24 protein-coding genes are annotated in these 23,823 nt (G+C 70.6%); 22 read left to right on the forward strand and 2 right to left on the reverse strand.

Translation table 11 applies throughout. The features are described from left to right. Positions 1-90 precede the first annotated feature (90 nt). Positions 91-1,212 (reverse strand): glycosyltransferase family 4 protein, encoded by a 1,122-nt coding sequence (locus tag EV386_RS01655; protein ID WP_130411735.1) that lies wholly within the window; start codon positions 1,210-1,212, stop codon positions 91-93. Between the two features lie 144 nt (positions 1,213-1,356). Between EV386_RS01655 and rpmE the strand changes: the two genes are divergently transcribed. From rpmE to nrdF, 22 genes are all read left to right on the forward strand, one after another. After that, complete coding sequence (gene rpmE / locus EV386_RS01660) at positions 1,357-1,572, forward strand: 50S ribosomal protein L31 (RefSeq protein WP_130411736.1); 216 nt, start codon at positions 1,357-1,359, stop codon at positions 1,570-1,572. A 143-nt stretch (positions 1,573-1,715) separates the two neighbouring features. Further along, a complete protein-coding gene (prfA, locus tag EV386_RS01665) occupies positions 1,716-2,816 on the forward strand; it encodes a peptide chain release factor 1 (RefSeq protein WP_130411737.1) in 1,101 nt (366 codons plus the stop codon). Continuing rightward, entirely contained in the window at positions 2,809-3,816 is a 1,008-nt protein-coding gene (locus EV386_RS01670) for a N5-glutamine methyltransferase family protein (protein ID WP_130411738.1), read from the forward strand. Before prfA ends, EV386_RS01670 begins: the two co-directional genes overlap by 8 nt. Positions 3,817-3,873: 57 nt before the next feature. Then, positions 3,874-4,665 (forward strand): L-threonylcarbamoyladenylate synthase, encoded by a 792-nt coding sequence (locus tag EV386_RS01675; RefSeq protein ID WP_130411740.1) that lies wholly within the window; start codon positions 3,874-3,876, stop codon positions 4,663-4,665. Beyond that, positions 4,662-5,837 carry a glycosyltransferase family 4 protein gene (locus tag EV386_RS01680; protein ID WP_130411742.1) on the forward strand — a complete coding sequence of 392 codons (1,176 nt, stop codon included), beginning with the start codon at positions 4,662-4,664 and terminating at the stop codon, positions 5,835-5,837. The genes EV386_RS01675 and EV386_RS01680 overlap by 4 nt, the downstream gene beginning before the upstream one ends. After that, complete coding sequence (locus EV386_RS01685; RefSeq protein ID WP_130411744.1) at positions 5,834-6,325, forward strand: Cg1360 family ATP-synthase-associated protein; 492 nt, start codon at positions 5,834-5,836, stop codon at positions 6,323-6,325. Before EV386_RS01680 ends, EV386_RS01685 begins: the two co-directional genes overlap by 4 nt. A gap of 218 nt (positions 6,326-6,543) precedes the next feature. Beyond that, on the forward strand, positions 6,544-7,347 hold the full coding sequence (gene atpB, locus EV386_RS01690; RefSeq protein ID WP_242607785.1) for a F0F1 ATP synthase subunit A: 804 nt from the start codon (positions 6,544-6,546) through the stop codon (positions 7,345-7,347). Between the two features lie 85 nt (positions 7,348-7,432). After that, entirely contained in the window at positions 7,433-7,663 is a 231-nt protein-coding gene (locus tag EV386_RS01695) for an ATP synthase F0 subunit C (RefSeq protein WP_130411746.1), read from the forward strand. Continuing rightward, entirely contained in the window at positions 7,663-8,253 is a 591-nt protein-coding gene (locus tag EV386_RS01700; RefSeq protein ID WP_130411748.1) for a F0F1 ATP synthase subunit B, read from the forward strand. Before EV386_RS01695 ends, EV386_RS01700 begins: the two co-directional genes overlap by 1 nt. Beyond that, on the forward strand, positions 8,253-9,068 hold the full coding sequence (locus EV386_RS01705) for a F0F1 ATP synthase subunit delta (protein ID WP_130411750.1): 816 nt from the start codon (positions 8,253-8,255) through the stop codon (positions 9,066-9,068). The genes EV386_RS01700 and EV386_RS01705 overlap by 1 nt, the downstream gene beginning before the upstream one ends. A gap of 49 nt (positions 9,069-9,117) precedes the next feature. Continuing rightward, positions 9,118-10,749: a F0F1 ATP synthase subunit alpha gene (atpA, locus tag EV386_RS01710; protein WP_130411752.1), complete on the forward strand. Its 1,632-nt coding sequence runs from the start codon at positions 9,118-9,120 to the stop codon at positions 10,747-10,749. Positions 10,750-10,753: 4 nt separating this feature from the next. Next, entirely contained in the window at positions 10,754-11,650 is an 897-nt protein-coding gene (locus EV386_RS01715) for a F0F1 ATP synthase subunit gamma (RefSeq protein ID WP_130411754.1), read from the forward strand. A gap of 29 nt (positions 11,651-11,679) precedes the next feature. Then, complete coding sequence (gene atpD, locus EV386_RS01720; protein WP_130411756.1) at positions 11,680-13,173, forward strand: F0F1 ATP synthase subunit beta; 1,494 nt, start codon at positions 11,680-11,682, stop codon at positions 13,171-13,173. An 85-nt stretch (positions 13,174-13,258) separates the two neighbouring features. Further along, entirely contained in the window at positions 13,259-13,534 is a 276-nt protein-coding gene (locus EV386_RS01725) for a F0F1 ATP synthase subunit epsilon (protein ID WP_130411758.1), read from the forward strand. Positions 13,535-13,544: 10 nt separating this feature from the next. Beyond that, positions 13,545-13,964 (forward strand): DUF2550 domain-containing protein, encoded by a 420-nt coding sequence (locus tag EV386_RS01730; RefSeq protein ID WP_130411760.1) that lies wholly within the window; start codon positions 13,545-13,547, stop codon positions 13,962-13,964. A 9-nt stretch (positions 13,965-13,973) separates the two neighbouring features. Then, on the forward strand, positions 13,974-14,669 hold the full coding sequence (nucS, locus tag EV386_RS01735; RefSeq protein ID WP_130411762.1) for an endonuclease NucS: 696 nt from the start codon (positions 13,974-13,976) through the stop codon (positions 14,667-14,669). An 89-nt stretch (positions 14,670-14,758) separates the two neighbouring features. Next, positions 14,759-15,955 carry an N-acetylglucosamine-6-phosphate deacetylase gene (locus EV386_RS01740; RefSeq protein WP_130411764.1) on the forward strand — a complete coding sequence of 399 codons (1,197 nt, stop codon included), beginning with the start codon at positions 14,759-14,761 and terminating at the stop codon, positions 15,953-15,955. A 118-nt stretch (positions 15,956-16,073) separates the two neighbouring features. Next, positions 16,074-17,465: a glycoside hydrolase family 10 protein gene (locus EV386_RS01745; RefSeq protein ID WP_130411766.1), complete on the forward strand. Its 1,392-nt coding sequence runs from the start codon at positions 16,074-16,076 to the stop codon at positions 17,463-17,465. 358 nt (positions 17,466-17,823) lie between these two features. Continuing rightward, on the forward strand, positions 17,824-18,069 hold the full coding sequence (nrdH, locus tag EV386_RS01750) for a glutaredoxin-like protein NrdH (RefSeq protein WP_130411768.1): 246 nt from the start codon (positions 17,824-17,826) through the stop codon (positions 18,067-18,069). A 51-nt stretch (positions 18,070-18,120) separates the two neighbouring features. Then, a complete protein-coding gene (gene nrdI / locus EV386_RS01755; protein ID WP_130411770.1) occupies positions 18,121-18,549 on the forward strand; it encodes a class Ib ribonucleoside-diphosphate reductase assembly flavoprotein NrdI in 429 nt (142 codons plus the stop codon). Continuing rightward, on the forward strand, positions 18,510-20,702 hold the full coding sequence (gene nrdE, locus EV386_RS01760) for a class 1b ribonucleoside-diphosphate reductase subunit alpha (protein WP_423218952.1): 2,193 nt from the start codon (positions 18,510-18,512) through the stop codon (positions 20,700-20,702). The genes nrdI and nrdE overlap by 40 nt, the downstream gene beginning before the upstream one ends. Positions 20,703-20,732: 30 nt before the next feature. Beyond that, the gene (gene nrdF / locus EV386_RS01765) at positions 20,733-21,713 is read left to right on the forward strand and encodes a class 1b ribonucleoside-diphosphate reductase subunit beta (RefSeq protein ID WP_130411774.1); all 981 of its coding nucleotides are present in this window, start codon (positions 20,733-20,735) and stop codon (positions 21,711-21,713) included. A 610-nt stretch (positions 21,714-22,323) separates the two neighbouring features. On the opposite strand, the gene EV386_RS01770 is transcribed toward nrdF, so the two are convergent. Continuing rightward, positions 22,324-23,790: an MFS transporter gene (locus EV386_RS01770; RefSeq protein ID WP_130411776.1), complete on the reverse strand. Its 1,467-nt coding sequence runs from the start codon at positions 23,788-23,790 to the stop codon at positions 22,324-22,326. Positions 23,791-23,823 lie beyond the last annotated feature (33 nt).

Here is a 23,823-nt window from a genome sequence, read left to right on the forward strand (position 1 = left end):
CCACCCCGCGTCACCCGGTGGTTGAGCCTGTCGAAACCACCCCACCGACCGGTGGGGTGGCCTCGACAGGCTCAACCCGCGTCTGGCCCGCTATTCGACGTCGAGCAGCCGCCGTGCCGTCGCGCCCACCTGGTCCCACTGCCAGCTCGCCAGCACCCGCTCGCGGCCCAGCGCGCCCATGCGCGCTGCGGCCGCGCGGTCGGTCAGGAGCTGCACGACCCGTCGCGCCACCTCCTCGGCGTCGCGCGGGTTGACGACGTACCCCGTGACGCCGTCCTCGGTGGCCTCGGGCGCGCCGCCGCTGCGCCCCACGATCACGGGCTTGCCGCACGCCATGGCCTCGAGGAACACGATGCCCAGGCCCTCGGCCTCCAGGCCCAGCAGTCGTGAGCGTGACGGCATCGCGAACACGTCGGCCGCGTCCATCCACTCGGTCATGTGCTCGACGAGCCCGGCGAAGGTGACGGCCTCGGCGACGCCGCGCCGCTGCGCCCGCTGCTCCAGCCGGGCGCGGTAGGGCCCGCCGCCGACGATGACGAGCCGTGCGTCCGGGACCTGGGCGAGCACCTGCGGCCAGGCGTCGATGAGCGTGTCCTGCCCCTTGCGCCGCACGAGGCGCGCGGCGCACACGACGACGGGGGTGGAGTCGTCGAATCCGAGGTCCTGGCGCACCTGCGCGCCGCCGCAGCCGGGGTGGAAGCGCTCGGTGTCGACGCCCGGGGCCAGGCGCGTCTGCTTGGCGCGCCCCGCGGGGGACAGGGCTCGCCCGATCTGCGCGCGGGTCCAGTCGGAGATGTCGGTCAGCGCGTCGACGCCGTCGCCCGCCCGGCGCAGCGCCTGCCGCGTGCCGGGCAGCCGTGCCCACCACACCTCGTGCCCGTGGGTCACGGCGACCACGCGCTGGGCGCCCGCCGCGCGCACCGCGCGCGACAGCAGCCCCAGCGGCATCGAGGCGCCGAACAGCACGCGGTCGCACTCGTGCTCGCGCATCGTGCGCACGACGGCGTCGCGCACACGTCGCGTCGGCACCAGCATGGTGGACCGGTCGCGCACGACGGGGTAGGGGAGCGCGGCGTCGACCTCCTCGGACCCGGGCATGGTCGCCGTGTAGACGACGACGTCGCCGAGGCGGTCCGCGAGGGCGTGCACGAAGGACTCGATGCCGCCTCGGCGCGGAGGGAAGTCGTTGGTCACGATGAGCGTCCTCGGCATGTGCCGGATCGTACGGGTCGTGGACGCCGTTTTCGGAACGAGGGCGTCTTCTGGCACAATGATCTGTCGGCCTGCCGGTTCACGGCCCACGTGAACACTCACGCCAGTGGGGCGACCCGGCGGCACCAACCACCAAGGAGCATCATGAAGTCCGGTATCCACCCCGAGTACGCGGTCACGCAGATCACGTGCACGTGCGGCAACTCGTTCGTCACGCGCACCACCGAGACGTCGGGCCGCATCAACGTCGAGGTCTGCAGCGCGTGCCACCCGTTCTACACGGGCAAGCAGAAGATCCTCGACACCGGTGGCCGCGTGGCCCGCTTCCAGGCGCGCTACGGCAAGAAGGACGCCAAGTAGCACACCGGTAGCGCCGGTGGTCCGCCCGACGATCTCGACAACCTCTCCAGGGGCAGTCGCAGTGTCGTCGGACGCCGGACCACCGGCGCTTTCGCGTTCACCCGCACCGGACCCCAAGCCTCGACCACCTGGGAGCAGGCATCGTGACCACTGACCCGTTCGCCGCCGTTCGGCCGCTGCTCGACGAGCACGCCGAGATCGAGCGCGCGCTCGCCGACCCCGCGGTGCACGCCGACGCCGGCCGCGCCCGCACGCTGGGACGCCGCTACGCCGAGCTCAACCAGGTGGTGGGCGCCTATCGCGCCTGGCACGCCGCGCGTGACGACGCGCAGGCGGCGGCCGAGCTCATCGACCTCGGCGAGGGCGACGACGCCGAGCTGGCGGCCGAGATCCCGGCGCTGCGGGCCGCCGAGGCCGAGGCGGCCGAGCACCTGCGCCGTGTCCTGGTGCCGCGCGACCCCGACGACGGGCGTGACGCGATCGTGGAGATCAAGGCGGGTGAGGGCGGCGAGGAGTCGGCGCTGTTCGCCGGCGACCTGCTGCGCATGTACCTGCGGTACGCCGAGCGCAAGGGCTGGTCCACCCAGGTGCTCGAGTCGACCGAGACCGACCTGGGCGGGTACAAGGACGTCCAGATCGCGGTCAAGGCGAGGGGCGCGGCGGATCCGGCGCAGGGCGTGTGGGCGCACCTGAAGTACGAGGGCGGCGTGCACCGCGTGCAGCGGGTGCCCGTGACCGAGACGCAGGGGCGCATCCACACCTCCGCCGCGGGCGTGCTCGTGTTCCCCGAGGTCGACGACCCGGGTGAGGTCGAGATCGACCAGAACGACCTGCGCATCGACGTCTACCGCTCCTCGGGTCCGGGCGGACAGTCGGTCAACACCACCGACTCGGCGGTGCGCATCACGCACCTGCCGACGGGCATCGTCGTGTCGATGCAGAACGAGAAGTCGCAGCTGCAGAACCGCGAGCAGGCCATGCGCGTGCTGCGCGCGCGCCTGCTGGCCGCGCAGCAGGAGGCGGCCGCGGCCGAGGCCGCGGACCTGCGCCGTTCGCAGGTGCGCACGGTCGACCGCTCGGAGCGCATCCGCACCTACAACTTCCCCGAGAACCGCATCGCCGACCACCGGACCGGCTACAAGGCCTACAACCTCGACCAGGTGCTCGACGGCGACCTTGAGCCGGTGGTCCGCTCGGCGATCGACGCCGACGAGGCTGCGCGCCTGGCGGCGGCGGGTGCCTGAGCCGTGCGCGGGCGCGCTGCTGCGCGGGGCGACCACCGCGCTCGCGGCGGCGGGCGTGCCCAGTCCGCGCGCGGACGCCGAGCTGCTGCTCGCCCACGCCCTGCGCGCCGAGCGCGCCGAGGTGCGGCGGCTCGCGATCCTCGACGCCCCGGTGCCCGACGACGCCGCCGCGGCCTTCGATGACCTGCTGGCGCGCCGGGTGCGCCGTGAGCCCCTGCAGCACCTGACGGGGGCCGCGCCCTTCCGCCACGTCGAGCTCGCCGTCGGCCCGGGCGTGTTCGTGCCCCGGCCTGAGACCGAGGTGGTCGCGCAGGTCGCGATCGACGAGGCGGCTCGGCTCATCAGGTCGCGCGACCGGTCCGTGAGCGACACGCCGACGAGCGACACGCGCGCGAGCGACACGACCATGGCGCGCGATGACGCATTTTGTGGCGCACGCCCGCGAGCCGGTGGCGCTGCGCGATCGCACGCCCACGGGCCGCTCGCCGTGGACCTGTGCACGGGGTCGGGCGCGATCGCCCTCGCGGTGGCGACCGAGGTCCCCGGAGCCCGGGTCGTCGCGGTCGAGCTCGACGCGGCCGCGCATGCGTGGGCGGCCCGCAACCTCACGGGCAGCGGCGTGCGCCTGGTGCGCGGTGACGCGCGCACCGCGCTGCGCGATCTCGACGGGACGGTCGACGTCGTCGTGTCCAACCCGCCCTACGTGCCGCCCGGCGCCGTGCCGCGCGACCCCGAGGTCGCGCACCACGATCCCGCCGTCGCGCTCTACGGACTGGGCGCCGACGGGCTTGAGGTGCCGCGCGGCGTCACCGCGGCGGCGGCGCGCCTCCTGCGGCCCGGCGGGCTGTACGTCATGGAGCACGCCGAGACGCAGGCCGCCGCGGCCCGCGCGATGGTCGAGGCCACCGGGGCGTTCGAGGCCGCGCAGACCAGGACCGATCTCACAGGGCGCCCGCGCATGGTCGTCTCCCGAAGGACGGCCACGTCCGTGGAACACTGAGACGGTGACCGAATCACGAGACGCCCTGGGGCGCTCGCACTGTGGAGGGCGCCGGCAGTGAGCGCGACGCACGACGCCACCGATCCCCAGACCTGGGGCCCCGCGATCGACGAGGCAGTCAACGCGCTCCAACGCGGCGGGCTGGTGGTGATCCCGACCGACACGGTCTACGGCGTCGCCGCCGAGGCCTTCGACCCCACCGCGGTCGCCGCGATCGGGGCGGCCAAGGGCCGCGACGACGCGACGCCGGCGCCGGTGCTCATCCCCGACGTGCGCACGCTCGACGGCCTGGCGGCCGACATCCCGGCGCACGCGCGCGCTCTCGCTGAGGCGTTCTGGCCCGGCGCCTTGACGCTGCTGCTGACCGCCCAGCCCTCGTTGCAGTGGGACCTGGGCGACGCGCGCGGAACCGTCGCGCTGCGGGTGCCCGACCACCCGGCCGCCCTCGCACTGCTGCGCCGCACCGGCCCGCTCGCGGTCACCGGGGCGCACCGCAGCGGGCAGGGCGCCCCGCTCGAGGTGGCGGGAGCGCGCGAGCAGCTCGGCGACGCCGTCGCGCTGTACCTCGACGGCGGCGCGGCCCCCGGTGGCGCGTCGAGCGTCGTGGACGCGACCGTGACCCCGCCGCGCCTGGTGCGCGAGGGCCTGATCGGCCTGGAGCGGCTGCGCGAGGTGGCCCCCGGCGTCGTCGGGCCCGACGACGAGCCCACGCAGACTGAGCCCACGCAGACTGAGCCCACGCAGACTGAGCCCACGCAGACTGAGCCCACGGGCGCCGATCCCGCGACCGCGGACCCGGCGGACGTCCGGGTTGCGGACGTCCGGGTTGCGGACGGAGCCGACGGGTGAGGGTCTACATCCTCCTGCTCCTGGTCGCGGCGTCGGTCACCTACCTCTCGACGCCCGCGGCGCGCTGGCTCGCGCGCCACACCCACGCGATCTCGGCGGTGCGCGACCGTGACGTGCACACGTCGCCGACACCTCGGCTGGGCGGGCTGGCGATCTTGCTGGGCATCGTCGTGGCGGTGCTCGTCGCCTCACGCATGCCGTTCCTGGACGAGGTGTTCACCCGGCCTGAGGTGTGGGGCATTGTGGGAGCCGCCGTCATCGTCGCGCTGCTCGGGTGGGCGGACGACGTCTGGGACCTCGACTGGATGACCAAGCTCGCCGGCCAGGTGCTCGCGGGCGGGTTCATGGCCCTCATGCACGTCCAGCTCACGACCTGGCCGGTGCCGGGACAGCTCGTGATCCCGGGCTCGCGCCTGTCGCTGGCTGTGACGATCTTCGTGGTGGTCGCGACCATGAATGCGGTCAACTTCGTCGACGGCCTCGACGGCCTGGCGGCGGGGATCGTCGCCATCGGCGGCGCCGCGTTCTTCCTGTACACCTACGGGCTGACGACGCAGACGAGCCCGCAGGACTACTCCTCGCTCGCCTCGCTCATGCTGGCCGTGCTGGTGGGCGCGTGCCTGGGCTTCCTGCCGCACAACTTTCACCCGTCGCACATCTTCATGGGCGACTCGGGCTCGATGGTGCTGGGTCTGGTGTTCGCGGGCTCGACGATCGCGGTGACCGGTGAGGTCAAGACCGATCTGACCACCGCGGCGCAGACCCTGCCGGCGTTCGTGCCGCTGCTGCTGCCCGTGGCGGTGGTGCTGCTGCCGTTCCTCGACATGGGCATGGCGGTGGTCCGCCGTCTGGCGTCGGGCAAGTCGCCGTTCCACCCCGACCGCATGCACCTGCACCACCGCATGCTCGCCATCGGGCACTCGCACCGGCGCGCCGTCGTCATCCTCTACGTCTGGACCGCGGTGTTCGCGTTCGCGGGCGCGGCGCTCGTGTGGTGGGACTGGCGCCTGGTGCTCGCCGGAACCCTCGCCGCCGCCGCCGTCGCGCTGGGCCTGACCCTGGGCCCGCTGCGCACGCGGGGCCGCCTGCTGGACGACGACGTCGCGACCGGCGCCATTCCGGTGGTCAGCCAGACCACGCCCCACCCTGGACAAGGAGAGCAGCCCTCGTGACGACGCCCCCCGCCCCTGACGCCACGCCCGGAGCCCAGCCCGACGACGCGGCGGCCACCCGCCCCCGCAGCGCCGCCGGTGACGCGAACGCCCCCGAGCGACGGGTGCTGCGCGCCGCCCTGCGCGACACGGGACTGTTCCTCGCCGCGCTGGCGGTCCTCGGCGTGGCCGTAGGCGCCCTCGTGGCTGGGCGCGCGGGTGTGTGGGGCGCGCTGGTCGGCGTCGCGCTCTCCGGGTTCTTCTGCGCCACGACCATCTGGTCGATGCTGCGCTCGGTGGGCGCGAGCCCGACGGCGATGGCGGGCATCGTGATGGGCACGTGGGTCGCCAAGATCGTCGTGCTGATCGCCGTGCTGGCCGTGTTGCGCGGCCGGGATTTCTACCAGCCGTGGGTCTTGCTCGTCGTCGTCGCGGTCGGGGCGATCGGCTCGTCGCTGCTCGACTACCGCGCCGTGACGCGAGGGCGTGTCCCTTATGTCCAGCCGTGAGGACCCCGCGAGGTCATCTCGATGACTCAGGCAACTGATTGTTCCAGGATTCACAAGCCGCGGGATTGCAGTCATCCGTGGCCATCTCACCGAGCGGACCACGCCAGATCATCCGGTAGGCTGTCCGCGAATCCACGACGGCCCGGTCCGACGGCGTACCCACAGGTGGTGGTCCGCATCGGTCTATTCGATCTTCAGGAGTCATCCTGTCTACGTCATTGACGCCTCTGCTGCTCGCCGCCTCCGAGGGAGACGGCGGCTTCCACGCGCCGACCATCGCGGACTTCTTCCCGCCGGCCATCCTCTTCGAGGGCACGCCGTTCGAGATCAACCGGATCATGCTGGTGCGGTTCATCGCGGCGCTCGCGCTCGTGCTCATCGTGACCATCGCGGCGCGACGTGCCAAGGTCGTCCCGGGCCGCTTCCAGGCCGCGGTCGAGTTCGTGCTCGACTTCGTGCGCAAGCAGATCGCGGTCGAGGTGCTGGGCGAGAAGCTCGGACGCAAGTACTTCCCGCTGCTGGCGACGATCTTCTGCACCGTGCTGTTCATGAACATCACGGGCATCGTCCCGTTCCTGAACATCGCGGGATCCTCGGTCATCGGCCTGCCGCTCGTGCTGGCCCTGTGGGTGTACGTCACCTACCTGTGGGCCGGCGTCAAGGCGCACCACGGCGTGGGCTCGTTCCTCAAGAGCTCGCTCCTGCCGCCCGGGGTGCCCAAGCCGCTGTACCTGCTGCTTGCGCCCATCGAGTTCCTCCAGGTCTTCGTGCTGCGGCCCGCGACGCTGGCCGTGCGACTCCTGGCCAACATGGTCGCCGGGCACCTCATGCTCGCGATCTGCTTCGTGGCGACGCAGTACTTCTTTTTCACCTCCGACGGGGCGATGAAGCTCTTCGGCGCCGGCACGCTGCTCGCCGGATTCCTGTTCTTCCTCTTCGAGGCCTTCGTCGCGGCGCTGCAGGCTTACGTGTTCGCGATCCTGGCCGCCGTGTACATCAACCTGTCGGTCGAGGACCACTGACCCTCGCTCGCCGCACCGCCCCCCAGACGAATCAACAACGCGACGCCGACCCCGCCCGGGGCGGCGCCCAACGGAAGGAAAGCCAGTGGACGTCACCAACCTCGCCGAGATCACCGGCAACATCGGTACCGTCGGTTACGGCCTCGCGGCCGTCGGCCCCGGCATCGGCCTCGGCATCCTCATCGGCAAGACCATCGAGGGCATGGCCCGCCAGCCTGAGGTCTCCGGCCAGCTGCGCACCACCATGTTCATCGGTGTCGCCTTCGTCGAGGTGCTCGCCCTGCTGGGCCTGGTCGCCGGCTTCATCGTCCCGTGATGACCACGCTGATCCACACCGGGCTGACGCAGGCCGGCACGGTGCTGGCCGCGTCCGAGGGGGAGGGCAACATGCTCATCCCGCACCCGGCCGACATCATCTGGTCGCTCGTTGTCGTCGTGGTCATCGCCGTGGTCTTCCGCAAGTTCGCGCTGCCCAAGCTCCAGCAGGTGCTTGACGAGCGCGCCGCGCTCATCGAGGGCGGCATCGCCAAGGCGGCCGAGGCCCAGCAGGCCGCCGACCAGGCGCTCGAGGAGAAGCAGGCGGTGCTCGCTGAGGCCCGCGCCGACGCGGCGAAGGTCCGCGACGGCGCCCGCGAGGAGGGCAAGGCGATCGTCGCCGAGCACCGCGCGCGGGCCACTGAGGAGGCCACCCGCATCGCCGAGGCCGCGCAGCGTCAGATCGCCGCCGAGCGTCAGGCCGCAGCCGAGTCGCTGCGCTCCGACGTCGGCGACCTGGCCACCCAGCTCGCGTCGAAGATCGTGGGCGAAGAGCTGGCCGACAGCGTCGCCCGCTCGCGCGTCGTCGACCGGTTCCTCGACGAGCTCGAGGCCTCGCAGTCGGTCGGCTCCGCCGGCAGGGAGGGCTGATGCGCGGAACGAGCGGAGCGTCGCTCGCCGCGGCGGTCGGGCGCCTCGACCAGGTGCTCGGCGCCGCGGGCGACGGCGCGATGGCGCTCGGTGAGCAACTCTTCGCCGTGGTCGACGCGCTGGACTCGTCCGCCGCGCTGCGCCGCGCACTGACGGACCCGTCGCTGCCCGCAGCGTCGAAGCAGGCTGTCACCGCACGCGTGCTGGCCTCGGGCTTCGACCCTCGCGTCGTCGACCTCGTCAGCTCGATGGCCGCGGCGCGCTGGTCGGCCGACAAGGACCTGCCCGACGCCATCGAGCGACTCGCGGTCTCGGCGACCCTGACCGACGCCGCGCAGCGCGGCACGCTGGAGTCCGTCGAGGACGAGGTGTTCCGGATCACGCGAGCCCTGCAGGGTCAGCGTGAGGCCCGTCGCGCGCTGTCGGACCCGGCCAGCAAGCCCGAGCGCCGGATTGCGCTGGTCGACGCGCTGCTGGCCGACAAGACCGACCCGGTGACCCTCGCGATCGCCCGGCGCGCCACCACGGCGCTGCGCGGGCGCCGGTTCGTCGCGGCGCTCATCGACGTCGGCCACGTCATCGCCGAGCGGCGCGAGCGCCTGGTCGCCACGGTGACCAGCGCCGTCGAGCTGACCGAGGCGCAGTCCGCGCGGCTGAACTCGCTGCTCGAGCAGGCCTATGGCCGACAGGTCCAGGTCTACGTGACCCAGGACCCGGCCGTGGTCGGCGGTCTGCGAATCCAGATCGGCGCCGACGTCGTCGACAACACCGTCCTGTCCCGCCTGGCCGACGCCCGCCGCCGGCTCGCCGGCTGAAGACAAGACAGCCGGCTGTCCGGCTGGAGAGACCACAGGAGATGAAGCAATGGCTGAGCTGACGATCCGGCCGGAGGAGATCCGGGCCGCGCTGGACAGCTTCGTGAAGTCCTACGAGCCCGACGGGCCCGTGACCGAAGAGGTCGGACGCGTGACCCTCACCGCCGACGGTATCGCCAACGTCGAGGGCCTGCCCGGAGCGATGGCCAATGAGCTGCTGCGCTTCGAGGACGGCACGCTCGGCCTCGCGCTCAACCTCGACGTGCGGGAGATCGGCGTCGTGGTGCTGGGTGACTTCACGGGCGTCGAGGAGGGCCAGGAGGTGCGCCGCACGGGCGAGGTGCTCTCCGTCCCGGTCGGCGAGGGCTACCTGGGCCGCGTCGTGGACCCGCTCGGCAACCCGATCGACGGCCTCGGCGAGATCACGGGCATCGAGGGCCGTCGCGCGCTGGAGCTGCAGGCTCCCGGCGTCATGCAGCGCAAGTCGGTGCACGAGCCGCTGCAGACGGGCATCAAGGCCATCGACTCGATGATCCCGATCGGCCGCGGCCAGCGTCAGCTCATCATCGGCGACCGGCAGACCGGCAAGACCGCGATCGCGATCGACACGATCATCAACCAGAAGGCCAACTGGGCCTCGGGCGACCCGTCGAAGCAGGTGCGCTGCATCTACGTCGCGATCGGCCAGAAGGGCTCGACCATCGCCTCGGTGCGCGGCGCGCTCGAGGACGCCGGGGCCCTGGAGTACACGACGATCGTGGCCGCACCGGCGTCCGACCCGGCCGGCTTCAAGTACCTCGCGCCCTACACCGGCTCGGCCATCGGCCAGCACTGGATGTACCAGGGCAAGCACGTGCTGATCGTCTTCGACGACCTGTCGAAGCAGGCCGAGGCCTACCGCGCCGTGTCGCTGCTGCTGCGCCGCCCGCCGGGCCGCGAGGCCTACCCCGGTGACGTGTTCTACCTGCACTCGCGTCTGCTCGAGCGTTGCGCCAAGCTCTCGGACGAGCTGGGCGCGGGCTCGATGACCGGCCTGCCGATGATCGAGACCAAGGCCAATGACGTCTCGGCGTACATCCCGACCAACGTCATCTCGATCACCGACGGCCAGATCTTCCTGCAGTCGGACCTCTTCAACGCCGACCAGCGCCCCGCCGTGGACGTCGGCATCTCGGTGTCCCGCGTCGGCGGCGACGCCCAGATCAAGGCCATGAAGAAGGTCGCGGGCACGCTCAAGCTCGAGCTGGCGCAGTTCCGCTCGCTCGAGGCCTTCGCGATGTTCGCCTCGGACCTTGACGCCGCCTCACGCGGTCAGCTCGCCCGCGGCGCCGCGCTGATGGAGCTGCTCAAGCAGCCGCAGTACACGCCGTACCCGGTCGAGGAGCAGGTCGTGTCGATCTGGGCGGGCACCAAGGGCAGGCTCGACGACGTCCCCGTCGAGGACATCAAGCGCTTCGAGGCCGAGCTGCTCGACCACCTGCGTCGCACGGGCGACGTCCTGACCACCATCGCGTCGTCGGGCAAGCTCGAGGACGAGACGGAGGAGGCGCTGTCGACGGCGGTCGAGACGTTCCGCCGGGGCTTCCTCAAGGGCGATGGCACGCCGCTGGTCGGGGCCGACGCCGACGACACCGACGTGACGATCGAGCAGGAGCAGATCGTCACGGGTAAGAAGGCCTGACGGCATGGCCGGAGGATCCCAGCGCGTCTACAGGCAGCGGATCAAGTCGACGCAGTCGCTCAAGAAGGTGTTCCGCGCGCAGGAGCTGATCGCGGCCTCCCGCATCGGCAAGGCTCGCGCCCGCGTGGCGGCCGCGACCCCCTTCGCGCAGGCCATCACGCGAGCCGTGTCCGCTGTCGCGACGCACGCGCACGTCGAGCACCCGCTGACCGAGGTGCGCCACGACACCGACCGCGTCGCGGTGCTGGTCATCGCCTCCGACCGTGGCATGGCGGGCTCGTACTCGGCGTCGATCATCCGCGAGACGGAGCGCCTGTTCGAGCAGCTCTCGCGGGAGGGCAAGCCGGTCGACCTGTTCGTGGCGGGCCGCCGGGCCGTGTCCTACTACCGCTACCGTGGGCGCCCGCTCGCCGGGCAGTGGGCCTACGGCTCGGACAACCCGACGCCCGAGGTCGCCAACGAGATCGCGGACGCGCTGCTGGCGCGGTTCGAGGCGGCAGCCGCCGATGACGGCGTCGCCGAGCTGCACGTGGTGTACACGCAGTTCGTCAACATGGTCACCCAGCGCCCACGCGTCGTGCGGATGCTTCCGCTCGAGGTGGTCGAGGGCGTCGCCGAGCATGACGACGTCGAGCCGCTCTACGACTTCGAGCCGTCGGCCGAGGTCGTGCTCGACACGCTGCTGCCGCGCTACGTGCGCAGCCGCCTGTTCAGCTTCCTGTTGGAGGCCGCGGCATCCGAGCTCGCGTCGCGTCAGCGCGCGATGCACACGGCGACCGACAACGCCGAGGACCTCATCCGGACCTACACGCGCCTGGCGAACCAGGCCCGCCAGGCGGACATCACCCAGGAGATCAGCGAGATCGTCTCGGGTGCCGACGCCCTCGCGGCATCGAAGTAAATGACGACCTTTCCGAAGCGAGGCATGCAATGACCGCCACCACCGCCGGGCTCCGTCCGGACGGCACCGCCGGCAACTCCGGATCGGCCGCGACCGGCCGTGTCGCCCGAGTGATCGGCCCCGTCGTCGACATCGAGTTCCCCGAGGACGCCATCCCCGACATCTACAACGCGCTCACGGTCGACATCGACCTGAGCTCGCAGGGCGAGGGCGAGAAGTCCTTCACCCTCACGCTTGAGGTCGCCCAGCACCTGGGCGACTCGCTCGTGCGCGCCATCGCGCTCAAGCCGACCGACGGCCTCGTGCGCGGCGCCGTCGTGACGAACACGGGCTCGCCGATCACGGTGCCCGTGGGTGACATCACCAAGGGCCACGTGTTCGACGTGACCGGCAACGTCCTCAACCTCAAGGAGGGCGAGAAGTTCGAGGTCACCGAGCGCTGGCCCATCCACCGCAAGGCCCCCGCGTTCAAGGACCTTGAGTCGAAGACCTCGATGTTCGAGACGGGCATCAAGGTCATCGACCTGCTGACCCCCTACGTCCAGGGCGGCAAGATCGGCCTGTTCGGTGGCGCGGGCGTCGGCAAGACGGTGCTCATCCAGGAGATGATCCAGCGCGTCGCCCAGGACCACGGCGGTGTGTCGGTGTTCGCCGGCGTCGGCGAGCGCACGCGTGAGGGCAACGACCTCATCCACGAGATGGAGGACGCCGGCGTCTTCGACAAGACGGCCCTGGTCTTCGGTCAGATGGACGAGCCGCCGGGCACGCGTCTGCGCATCGCCCTGACCGGTCTGACGATGGCGGAGTACTTCCGCGACGTGCAGAAGCAGGACGTGCTGCTGTTCATCGACAACATCTTCCGCTTCACGCAGGCGGGCTCCGAGGTCTCCACGCTGCTGGGCCGCATGCCGTCCGCGGTGGGCTACCAGCCGAACCTCGCCGATGAGATGGGCATCCTCCAGGAGCGCATCACCTCCACGCGCGGCCACTCGATCACTTCGCTGCAGGCGATCTACGTGCCGGCCGACGACTACACCGACCCGGCCCCGGCCACGACGTTCGCGCACCTGGACGCCACGACCGAGCTCAGCCGAGAGATCGCCTCGAAGGGTCTGTACCCGGCCGTCGACCCGCTGACCTCGACGTCGCGCATCCTCGACCCGCGGTACGTGGGCGCCGAGCACTATGCGGTGGCCACGCAGGTCAAGTCGATCCTGCAGCGCAACAAGGAGCTGCAGGACATCATCGCGATCCTCGGTGTCGACGAGCTCTCGGAGGAGGACAAGACGGTGGTGGCGCGTGCGCGCCGCATCCAGCAGTTCCTCTCGCAGAACACCTACATGGCCGAGAAGTTCACGGGCGTGGCGGGCTCGACCGTGCCGCTGACCGAGACCATCGAGGCGTTCAAGAAGATCGCTGAGGGCGAGTTCGACCACGTCGCCGAGCAGGCGTTCTACAACATCGGCGGTCTTGAGGACCTCGAGCGCAACTGGGCCCGCATCCAGAAGGAGTACGGCGCCTGACGGCGTCGCCGGTGGCCCGTGACCGCCCCGCGCGGGTGGGCGCGGGCCACCGTCCCTTCTTCCCCGAAACCGTGAGGAGCACAACGTGGCAGAGCTGAGCGTCGACCTCGTCGCCACCGACCGCAAGGTCTGGTCTGGGATCGCCCGTCAGGTGAGCGCGCCGTCGGTCGACGGCCAGATCGGCATCCTGGCCGGTCACACGCCCATTCTCGCCGTGCTGCGTCCCGGCACGGTGCGGGTCACCGCGGACGAGGGCCCGGTGTTCGAGGTTCACGTCACGGGCGGCTTCGTCTCGGTCGACGACAATCTTGTGACCGTCGTCGCCGACGAGATCACGCAGACCGACGGCTCCGAGGCCTGAGGCCGCCGCCGTGACCGCCGCCGTCTGGGCCGTGCTCGCGATCCTGGCGTTCGCGGGGATCGTCGTGGCGCTCGGCGCCTCGCGGCTGCACCGGCTCTCACACCGCGTCGGGTCGTTCCCCTGCCAGGCGCGGGCGGGCGGGAACCCGTCGGTGGCGTTCACGCTCGGCATCGCCCACTACGCGGTGGGGCGGATCGAGTGGTATCGGTGCTGGTCTTTGTCACCGCGCGCGGCGCGCACCTGGCTGCGTGACCGACTGGTCGTCACCGGACGCGTTCCGCTCGACCATGCGGGCCAGAGCGACCAGTACCTTGTGCGATGTCGTTACGACGGCGCCGACTTCGAGTTGTCGATGTCCGCGGCCGCGTACGCTGGGCTCGCCTCGTGGCTCGAGGCGGCGCCGCCCGGGCGGCGTGACCTCGTCCTGTAAGGAGAATCCGTGCGTCTTGTCGTCGCCACCTGCTCGGCCCGCTACTCGGGCAGGCTGACGGCCCATCTGCCGCTCGCGACGCGGCTGCTGGTGGTCAAGGCCGACGGGAGCGTGCTGCTGCACTCCGACGGCGGCTCGTACAAGCCGCTCAACTGGATGAGCCCGCCGTGCACGCTCAAGGTCACGGATCCCGACGACGAGGCGGCCGCGCGAGGCGTGACGCAGGTGTGGACCGTCCAGCACGCCAAGTCGGACGACCGGCTTGAGATCGAACTGCACGAGGTCGCGCACGAGTCGAGCCACGACCTCGGGATCGACCCCGGCCTGATCAAGGACGGCGTCGAGGCGCACCTGCAGGAGCTGCTCGCAGCGCAGATCATGCTGCTGGGTGACGGACACTCGCTGGTGCGCCGCGAGTACATGACCGCGATCGGCCCGGTCGACATCCTGGCGCGCGCGCCCGGCGGGGGACACGTCGCCGTCGAGATCAAGCGCCGCGGCGACATCGACGGCGTCGAGCAGCTCACGCGGTACCTCGACCTGCTCAACCGCGACCCGCTGCTGGCGCCCGTCCGTGGCGTCTTCGCGGCCCAGGAGATCAAGCCGCAGGCCCGCGTGCTGGCGACCGATCGCGGGATCGGCTGCCTCGTGCTTGACTACGACGCGATGCGCGGCATGGACGACGCCGAGGCTCGCCTCTTCTAAAACGTTACCCACCGATCGCGGCGTGCCGAGGCGCCCGAAGGTGCGCTTTCGCCTGCGTACGCGGCGCTGGGTGCGCAAGGATGGGCGACATGTCGCATCCCTCCACCCCTGTCACCACAGCCCTGCGCGGTCGCCTCGTGCTGCCCGACGCCGTCATCGAGGACGGCGCTCTCGTGCTTGAGGGGGACCGCGTCGCCTATGCGGGACCCGCGGCGGGCGCGCCGGTCGCGGCGGCGCATGCCCCCGCGGGCACGACGCTGCTGCCCGGCCTGGTCGACGTGCACGACCACGGCGGCGGTGGCGCCAGCTTCCCCGACGCGACGTCCGCCGAGCAGGCTCTCGTGGCCGTTCGGGAGCACCGCGCGAACGGCACGACGACGATGCTCGCGTCGCTGGTGACCGCGGGCCGCGAGACCCTGATCGCCCGCGCGCAGTTGCTGGGCGCCCTGGCGGATGCGGGCGAGATCGCGGGCATCCACTCCGAGGGCCCCTTCCTGTCCTACGAGCGCCGCGGCGCGCAGAGCCCGGAGCACCTGGTCCCCGGCGACGCCGCCCTGGTGCGCGACCTCGTGGCGGCGTCGGGCGGCCATCTGCGCTCGATGACGGTCGCGCCCGAGGTGCCCGGCGTGGCGGGGCCGGGCGGTGTGGCCGAGGCGCTCATCGCGGCCGACGCGGTGCCCTCGCTGGGACACACCTCCGGGTCGGCCGAGCAGGCGGAGGCGCTCATCGCGCAGGTGGCGCCCGCGCTGCGCGAGCGGGGCCTGGAGATGACCGCGACGCACCTGTTCAACGGCATGCCGCCGCTGCACCACCGCGAGCCCGGTCCGGTCGCCGCGTGCCTGGCCGCGGCTGCGCGCGGCGACATGGTCGTCGAGCTCGTGGCCGACGGCGTCCACCTGGCGCCCGCGACGATCCGCTCGGTCATCGAGATGGTCGGAGCCGACCACGTCGCGCTGGTGACCGACGCGATGGCCGCGGCGGGCATGCCCGACGGATCCTATGTGCTGGGCCCGATGGCGGTCACGGTCGCCGACGGCGTCGCGCGGCTGACCGAGGGCGGCTCGATCGCAGGTGGGACCGCGCGGCTGATCGACGTCGTGCGGGCCACCGTGGCGGCCGGTGTGCCCCTGCTGGACGCGGTGCGTGCGGCGTCGTGGGTGCCGGCCCGCGCGCTCGGGCTGAACGACGTCGGCGGCCTCGTCGTCGGGCGTCGCGCCGACGTGCTCGTGACCGACGCCGACCTGCGTCCGGTGCGCGTGATCCGCGCGGGAGTCGACGTGGCCTGAGGCGGTCACTTTCGAAAGTGACCCAGATCACCCTCTCCGCTTGACAGGGGCGAGCGGTGTCGAAATCGTTGTCGAACCGGGTGGACCAATGGTGGCCCACCGTGTTGAAGGGACGACGATGAACCATCAGCACCACCGTCGTGGGCTGCGCACTGTCGCGGCCGTGGCGTTCGCCTCCCTGGTCGCCGTGGCGGGTGTCGCGAGCGCGCAGGCGGCAGGGACCACGCTCCAGGCGGCGGCCAGCGACACCGGCCGCTACTTCGGCGCCGCCATCGCGGGCTATCGCCTGTCGGACTCGACCTACTCGACCATCGCGAACCGCGAGTTCAACATGGTCACGGCCGAGAACGAGATGAAGATGGACGCGACCGAGCCGACCCAAGGTCAGTTCAGCTACTCGAGCGCCGACCAGATCGTCAACTGGGCGACCTCGAACGGCAAGAGGGTGCGCGGGCATGCGCTCGCGTGGCACTCGCAGCAGCCGTCGTGGATGGCGAACCTGTCCGGGGCCGCGCTGCGCAGCGCGATGCTCAACCACGTGACCCAGGTGGCCACCCACTACAGGGGCAAGATCTACGCGTGGGACGTGGTCAACGAGGCGTACGCCGACGGCTCATCCGGGGCGCGGCGCGACTCCAACCTGCAGCGCACGGGTGACGACTGGATCGAGCAGGCGTTCCGGGCCGCCCGCGCTGCCGACCCGACCGCCAAGCTCTGCTACAACGACTACAACACGGACAACTGGACCTGGGAGAAGACCCAGGCGGTCTACTCGATGGTCAGGGACTTCAAGGCGCGCGGCGTGCCGATCGACTGCGTCGGCTTCCAGTCCCACTTCAACTCCGGCAGCCCGTACCCGAGCAACTACCGCACCACCTTGCAGCGGTTCGCCGACCTGGGCGTCGACGTCCAGATCACCGAGCTCGACATCGAGGGATCGGGCAGCGCGCAGGCGGACACCTACGCCAAGGTCGTCGCCGACTGCCTCGCGGTGAGCCGGTGCACCGGCATCACGGTCTGGGGTGTCCGGGACTCCGACTCGTGGCGCGCGAGCGGCACGCCGCTGCTGTTCGACGGGCAGGGCAACAAGAAGGCCGCCTACGCCTCGACGCTCGCCGCGCTCAACGGCGGCGCCTCGACCCCGACGCCCACCCCGACCCCGACGCCCACGCCCACGCCCACTCCGACCCCGACCCCGACGCCGACGCCGACGAACCCCCCGGGGTCCGGGGCATGCACGGCCACGATGAGGATCACCAGCTCGTGGCAGGGCGGCTTCCAGGGCGAGGTGACGGTCAAGGCCGGCGCCGCTCGCACGTCGTGGTCGACGTCGTTCACCTCGTCGGCGAGCGTGCAGGTGTGGAACGGGGTCCACACGGTCTCCGGCTCGACGCACACGGTGACGAACCAGCCCTACAACGGCGCGCTCGCCGCGGGCGCGTCGACGACGTACGGATTCACTGCCACCGGGACGGCTCCGATCAGCCCGCCGGCGGTGAGCTGCTCGTGAGGTGAGGCGACCGGACGTCTCAACGTCTGGCCACGAGCGCCTCGTCGAGGGTGCGGCCCAGGCGGCCGCACCCTCGATCCGCGTCGGGGCCGGCGCGGCGCCGTGACGTTGCGAACACGCCCGCCCGCCGGGCTCGGGGGCCGGATCCGCGACGTTCCGCGGCTCGTGCGGCGGGCGTGTCGGTGGTGCGTGGCAGGATCGTGCGCATGGTCACACACCACGCCCAACCACTACATGTCGTTGTGGCGCGCGCGCGCACCACTAGGTGTAGTGTTTGAGGCCTGCGGGACCTTCAGGCCCTCGCGTGAACCACACCGACGTAACTTCACGGGTGTCAGTCCAGGTCAGGGGAGCGAACATGAGCATCACCGTCTACAGCAAGCCGGCTTGCGTGCAGTGCGACGCGACCTACCGTGCCCTCGACAAGAAGGGCATCGACTACACGGTCGTCGACATCACGCAGGACGCCGAGGCGCTGGAGATGGTGCGCGGCCTCGGCTACCTGCAGGCGCCCGTGGTGGTGGCCGGTGAGAACCACTGGTCGGGCTTCCGCCCGGACCAGATCAGCGCTCTCGCCGCGGCCCGCCAGGCCGCGAACGCCTGACGCGATCGAGCGACGCGCCCGCCGCGAGGCGGGCGCCACAGGAGGCGTGACATGGGCTCGCTCGTGTATTTCTCCAGCGTCTCCGAGAACACGCACCGGTTCGTCCAGAAGGTTCGGCTGGATGAGTTCGGCGCGACGGTCCACCGCATCCCGCTGCGCCCGGCGGACGGCTTCCTGACGGTCGACGAGCCCTACATCCTCATGGTCCCCACCTATGGCGGGGGAAACGAGGGTGGGGCCGTCCCACGTCAGGTGCGCCGGTTCCTGGGCGACGAGGGCAACCGGTCGCTGATCCGCGGTGTGATTGCCGCGGGCAACACCAACTTCGGCGCTGCCTACTGCATCGCCGGCGACATCATCTCCTCGAAGTGCCAGGTCCCGTACCTGTACGCCTTCGAGCTCTTGGGGACGATCGAGGACGCGCAGCGCGTCCGTGAAGGATGGGGACGGTTTTGGCAACGACAACTGATCTCGGCGTGAGCGCGTCGGCCGCGGGGGCGGCGCCCGCGGCTGCGCAGGGCGTCCAGCTCGACTACCACGCGCTCAACGCGATGTTGAACCTGTACGGCGCGGACGGGAAGATCCAGTTCGACAAGGACCGCGAGGCGGCCCGCCAGTACTTCCTGCAGCACGTCAACCCGAACACGGTCGAGTTCGACACGCTCGAGGCCAAGCTCGCCTACCTCGTCGAGAACAAGTACTACGAGGCCGCGGTGCTGGACAAGTACTCGCCGGCCTTCGTCAAGGAGCTGTTCCAGCTCGCGTACTCGAAGGACTTCCGTTTCGAGACGTTCCTGGGAGCGTTCAAGTACTACACGTCCTACACGCTCAAGACGTTCGACGGAAAGCGGTACCTCGAGCGCTTCGAGGACCGCGTCTCTATGGTCGCCCTCGGCCTGGGCGACGGCGACGAACAGCTCGCGCGCGACATCGTCGAGGAGGTCGTGGCCGGACGCTTCCAGCCCGCGACTCCGACGTTCCTCAACATCGGCAAGGCGCAGCGCGGCGAGCCCGTGTCCTGCTTCCTGCTGCGCATCGAGGACAACATGGAGTCGATCGCGCGCGGCATCAACTCGGCGCTTCAGCTGTCCAAGCGCGGCGGCGGTGTGGCGCTGCTGCTGAGCAACATCCGCGAGCACGGCGCGCCCATCAAGCACATCGAGAACCAGTCCTCGGGCGTCATCCCGGTGATGAAGCTGCTGGAGGACTCGTTCAGCTACGCCAACCAGCTCGGCGCGCGCCAGGGCGCGGGCGCGGTGTACCTGCACGCGCACCACCCCGACATCCTGCGGTTCCTCGACACCAAGCGGGAGAACGCGGACGAGAAGATCCGCATCAAGACGCTGTCGCTCGGCGTCGTGGTCCCCGACGTCACGTTCGAGCTCGCCAAGGCGAACAAGGACATGCACCTGTTCTCGCCGTACGACGTCGAGCGCGTGTACGGCGTGCCGTTCGCCGACATCTCGATCTCGGAGAAGTACGACGAGCTCGTCGCCGACGACCGCATCCGCAAGACGACGATCAGCGCCCGCGACTTCTTCCAGACGCTCGCCGAGCTGCAGTTCGAGTCGGGCTACCCGTACATCATGTTCGAGGACACGGTGAACAAGGCGAACCCGATCAAGGGCCGCATCACCCACTCGAACCTGTGCTCGGAGATCCTCCAGGTCTCGACGCCGTCGACGTTCAACGAGGACCTGTCGTACGCGCACATCGGGCGTGACATCTCGTGCAACCTCGGCTCGCTCAACATCGCCAAGGCGATGGACTCGCCCGACTTCAGCAAGACGATCGACACCGCGATCCGCGCGCTGACGGCCGTGAGCGACCAGACGTCGATCGAGTCGGTGCCCTCGGTCAAGCTCGCCAACGAGATGGGCCACGCCATCGGCCTGGGCCAGATGAACCTGCACGGCTACCTCGCCCGTGAGCGCGTGTTCTACGGCTCCGACGAGGGCGTCGACTTCACCAACATCTACTTCTACACGGTCGCGTACCACGCGATCGCGGCCTCCAACCGCCTCGCGATCGAGCGCGGCCGGGCGTTCGGCGGCTTCGAGGACTCGAAGTACGCGACGGGGGAGTACTTCGACAAGTACACCGAGCAGGAGTGGCGGCCCGCCACCGAGCGCGTCGCGCGGATCTTCGCCGACGCCGGGGTCGCCATCCCGACACAGGACGACTGGCGCGCGCTCAAGGCCTCCGTCATGGAGCACGGCATCTACAACCAGAACCTCCAGGCCGTGCCGCCCACGGGCTCGATCAGCTATATCAACAACTCGACGTCGTCGATCCACCCGGTGCCGGCCAAGATCGAGATCCGCAAGGAGGGCAAGCTGGGCCGCGTCTACTACCCGGCGCCCTACATGACGAACGACAACCTGGAGTACTACCAGGACGCGTACGAGATCGGGTTCGAGAAGATCATCGACACGTACGCCGCCGCGACGCAGCACGTCGACCAGGGCCTGTCGCTGACGCTGTTCTTCAAGGACACCGTCACCACCCGCGACGTCAACCGCGCTCAGATCTACGCGTGGCGCAAGGGCATCAAGACGCTCTACTACATCCGCCTGCGCCAGCTCGCACTGGAGGGGACGTCGGTCGAGGACTGCGTCTCCTGCATGCTCTGAGCCAACTATCGGGACTTCAGGAAAGAAGACATGGCACCCACCGGCAAGCTCAAGCTCATCGACCGCGTGACGGCGATCAACTGGAACCGGCTCGAGGACGAGAAGGACCTTGAGGTCTGGGACCGACTGGTCGGCAACTTCTGGCTGCCCGAGAAGGTTCCGGTGTCCAACGACATCCAGTCGTGGGCCACGCTCAACGAGGCTGAGAAGCTCATGACCACGCGCGTGTTCACGGGCCTGACGCTGCTGGACACCATCCAGGGCACGGTCGGCGCAGTCTCGCTCATCCCCGACGCGCTGACGCCGCACGAGGAGGCGGTGTACACCAACATCGCGTTCATGGAGAGCGTCCACGCGAAGTCGTACTCCTCGATCTTCTCGACCCTCATCTCCACCAAGGAGATCGACGAGGCGTTCGCGTGGTCGGAGCAGAACCCGAACCTGCAGCGCAAGGCCGAGATCGTGCTGGAGTACTACCGGGGCGACGACCCGCTCAAGCGCAAGGTCGCCTCGACCATGCTCGAGTCGTTCCTGTTCTACTCGGGCTTCTACGCGCCCATGTACTGGTCCAGCCGGGCGAAGCTGACCAACACGGCCGACCTGATCCGCCTCATCATCCGCGACGAGGCCGTGCACGGGTACTACATCGGCTACAAGTTCCAGAAGGGCCTGCAGCGCGTCACACAGGCCGAGCAGGACGAGATCAAGGCCTACACGTTCGAGTTGCTCTTCGAGCTGTACGAGAACGAGGTCGAGTACACCGAGGCGCTCTACGGTGAGCTGGGCCTGACCGAGGACGTCAAGAAGTTCCTGCGGTACAACGCCAACAAGGCCCTGATGAACCTGGGCTACGAGGCGCTGTTCCCCAAGGAGGAGACGGACGTCAACCCGGCGATCCTCGCGGCGCTGAGCCCGAACGCGGACGAGAACCACGACTTCTTCTCGGGGTCGGGCTCGTCGTACGTCATCGGCAAGGCCGTCGACACGACCGACGACGACTGGGACTTCTGAGACTCCTGATGGTTGAGCCCGTCGAAACCATCTGAGCCCGAAACCACCTGAGCCGGCCGATCGGAGGTCCGGAGCCGCGTCATTCCGCGGTTCCGGGCCTCTCTGTGTGCGTGCGACGCCGCGCGCGCAGGCACACCGTGCTCAGGGTTACTGACAGGCGGCGAGCGCCCGGCGGCGCCGTGCGGAGCCGCCGGGCGCAAGTCGTGCTCCGCCGGGGCAACGGATGCTGTTGTTGTGCGGGCGTGCGGTGACCCCAGCGCGTCCGTCAGACGAGCGGCGTCCCGGCCAGCGATCGGAGGAGGTCGTTCACGAGGAACGCGTGCGCGGGCGCAACGGTTGGGTCTCCAATGCGCATGGTGCGTGTCTGGTTGGGCACGGCGCGACCGGCTCGGACGAGAACCACCGACCCCGCCCGTCGAGACCCACCGAGCCGGCTGACCAGAGGCCCGGCGCGGCGGAGTCTCACGGCACAGGACTTCTGCGCGTGCCTCCCGACCGGAGGCGCGGGAGGTCGTCTCCAGCAGCCATCACCCCTGCGCAGGCGCGGAGTGGACGCGACGGGCGTGACGAACGGGCAGGGATGAGGCCAGCTCCGGTGGGCCTTCGCCGCTCAGCGCTCGATGGCTGCGTGCCTGCCGGGCAGGGACGCCACGCCCCAGGCGACGAGTGCGCCGACGGCGACGGCGAGCACGGTGAAGGCGATGCGCTCGCCGCCGAAGAACCTCTCGACCAGGGCGGGGTTCCACGCCCCGGCAGGCAGCGCGGCGGTGACGAGGGTGGCGATGAGGGTGCCGACGACGGCGGTGCCCAGGCTGGAGCCGACCTCCTGGGCGGTGTCGTTGAGGGCTGTGGCCATCGATGTGCGGTTCTCGGGCATGGCGTCCACGAGCGCGACGGCGCACGTGGTCATCACGGTGCGCATCCCGACGGTGAAGACCACCACGAAGACCGAGATCGCGAGGTAGCCATGCTCGACCGCCCAGGCGAGCCCGCCGAGGGCGCCGGCGAGCAGGACTGCGCCAACGAGGCAGGCGACCCGGTTGCCGAGCCTGCGTCCGAGGGCTTCCGAGATGGGGTTGGCCGCGACCATCGTGATGATGAAGGGCAGGTTGGCCAGCCCTGCCTTGAGAGGGCTCCAGCCGAAGGCGTACTGGTAGTGGAGGATGAGGGAGAACATCACCCCGGCCATGGCGATGGCCGTGCCGACCTGGGCGATCGCCGCTCCGCGGACGGCGCCGTCGCGGAAAGCGACGAGGTCGAGCATCGGAGTCGGGGCGGTGCGTTCGCGCGCGATGAAGCCCACGACGGCGGCCACGGCGCCGACCGCCGAGCCGATCGTGACCGGAGAGGTCCACCCGTGGTCGACGCCGGCCGTGGCGGTGTAGCACGCCAGCCCGATCGCGACGACGGACAGCAGCGCCCCGGGAAGGTCGAGCCGGTCGTGGGTCAGGCCCGCCGGGTCGTCGACGCCGACGCCGAGCCTCACTCCGAGGAGGGCGAGCAGGGCGATGGGCGCGTTGACCGCCAGCAGCCACTCCCAGCGCACGTGCGCCAGGGCGGTCCCGCCGAGCAGCGGGCCGAGGACGAACCCGCTCATCCCGACGACGATCATCACGGTGATCGCCTGGCGGCGGACGACGGCGGAGTCGAAGAGGCGGAACACCAGCGAGTTGGTGATCGGGGCCATCATCGCGGCCGGGACGCCGAGGGCGGCGCGCAGGGCGATGAGGTGCGCCGGGGTGTCGACCCAGACGACCAGCAGGCTGATCAGGCCGAACAGCGTCAGGCCGACCTGCAGCACGCGGCGTCGACCGAACCGGTCGGCCACGGAGCCCGCCGTCAGCAAGAGCCCGCCGAACGTGAGCGAGTAGGCCCCGGTGACCCACTGAAGGTCGGTGGTGCCCGCGCCGAGGTCGCGCCCGATGGTGGGCAGCGCGATCGACAGCAGAGTGTTGTCGACCATCTCGACGAAGAACGCCATGCACAGCGCGAGCATCGGGATCCACGCGGCGCGCAGGGTCGGATAGGCGCGAGTGGCCGTGACGGTCGCCACGGCGTCGGGTGCGGGCAGAGCCATCAGAGAGACCTCCTATCGATCGAACGCCGTTCG

The sequence above is a fragment of the Xylanimonas ulmi genome (assembly GCF_004216535.1).
GTDB lineage: Bacteria > Actinomycetota > Actinomycetes > Actinomycetales > Cellulomonadaceae > Xylanimonas > Xylanimonas ulmi.

Coding starts and splice junctions, on each gene's coding strand:
- EV386_RS01655 (WP_130411735.1), bottom strand. CDS start 1,212: ATGCCGAGGACGCTCATCGTGACCAACGACTTCCCTCCGCGCCGAGGC.
- rpmE (WP_130411736.1), top strand. CDS start 1,357: ATGAAGTCCGGTATCCACCCCGAGTACGCGGTCACGCAGATCACGTGC.
- EV386_RS01700 (WP_130411748.1), top strand. CDS start 7,663: ATGACCACGCTGATCCACACCGGGCTGACGCAGGCCGGCACGGTGCTG.
- EV386_RS01705 (WP_130411750.1), top strand. CDS start 8,253: ATGCGCGGAACGAGCGGAGCGTCGCTCGCCGCGGCGGTCGGGCGCCTC.
- atpA (WP_130411752.1), top strand. CDS start 9,118: ATGGCTGAGCTGACGATCCGGCCGGAGGAGATCCGGGCCGCGCTGGAC.
- EV386_RS01715 (WP_130411754.1), top strand. CDS start 10,754: ATGGCCGGAGGATCCCAGCGCGTCTACAGGCAGCGGATCAAGTCGACG.
- atpD (WP_130411756.1), top strand. CDS start 11,680: ATGACCGCCACCACCGCCGGGCTCCGTCCGGACGGCACCGCCGGCAAC.
- EV386_RS01740 (WP_130411764.1), top strand. CDS start 14,759: ATGTCGCATCCCTCCACCCCTGTCACCACAGCCCTGCGCGGTCGCCTC.
- EV386_RS01745 (WP_130411766.1), top strand. CDS start 16,074: ATGAACCATCAGCACCACCGTCGTGGGCTGCGCACTGTCGCGGCCGTG.
- nrdH (WP_130411768.1), top strand. CDS start 17,824: ATGAGCATCACCGTCTACAGCAAGCCGGCTTGCGTGCAGTGCGACGCG.
- nrdI (WP_130411770.1), top strand. CDS start 18,121: ATGGGCTCGCTCGTGTATTTCTCCAGCGTCTCCGAGAACACGCACCGG.
- nrdE (WP_423218952.1), top strand. CDS start 18,510: ATGGGGACGGTTTTGGCAACGACAACTGATCTCGGCGTGAGCGCGTCG.
- nrdF (WP_130411774.1), top strand. CDS start 20,733: ATGGCACCCACCGGCAAGCTCAAGCTCATCGACCGCGTGACGGCGATC.
- EV386_RS01770 (WP_130411776.1), bottom strand. CDS start 23,790: ATGGCTCTGCCCGCACCCGACGCCGTGGCGACCGTCACGGCCACTCGC.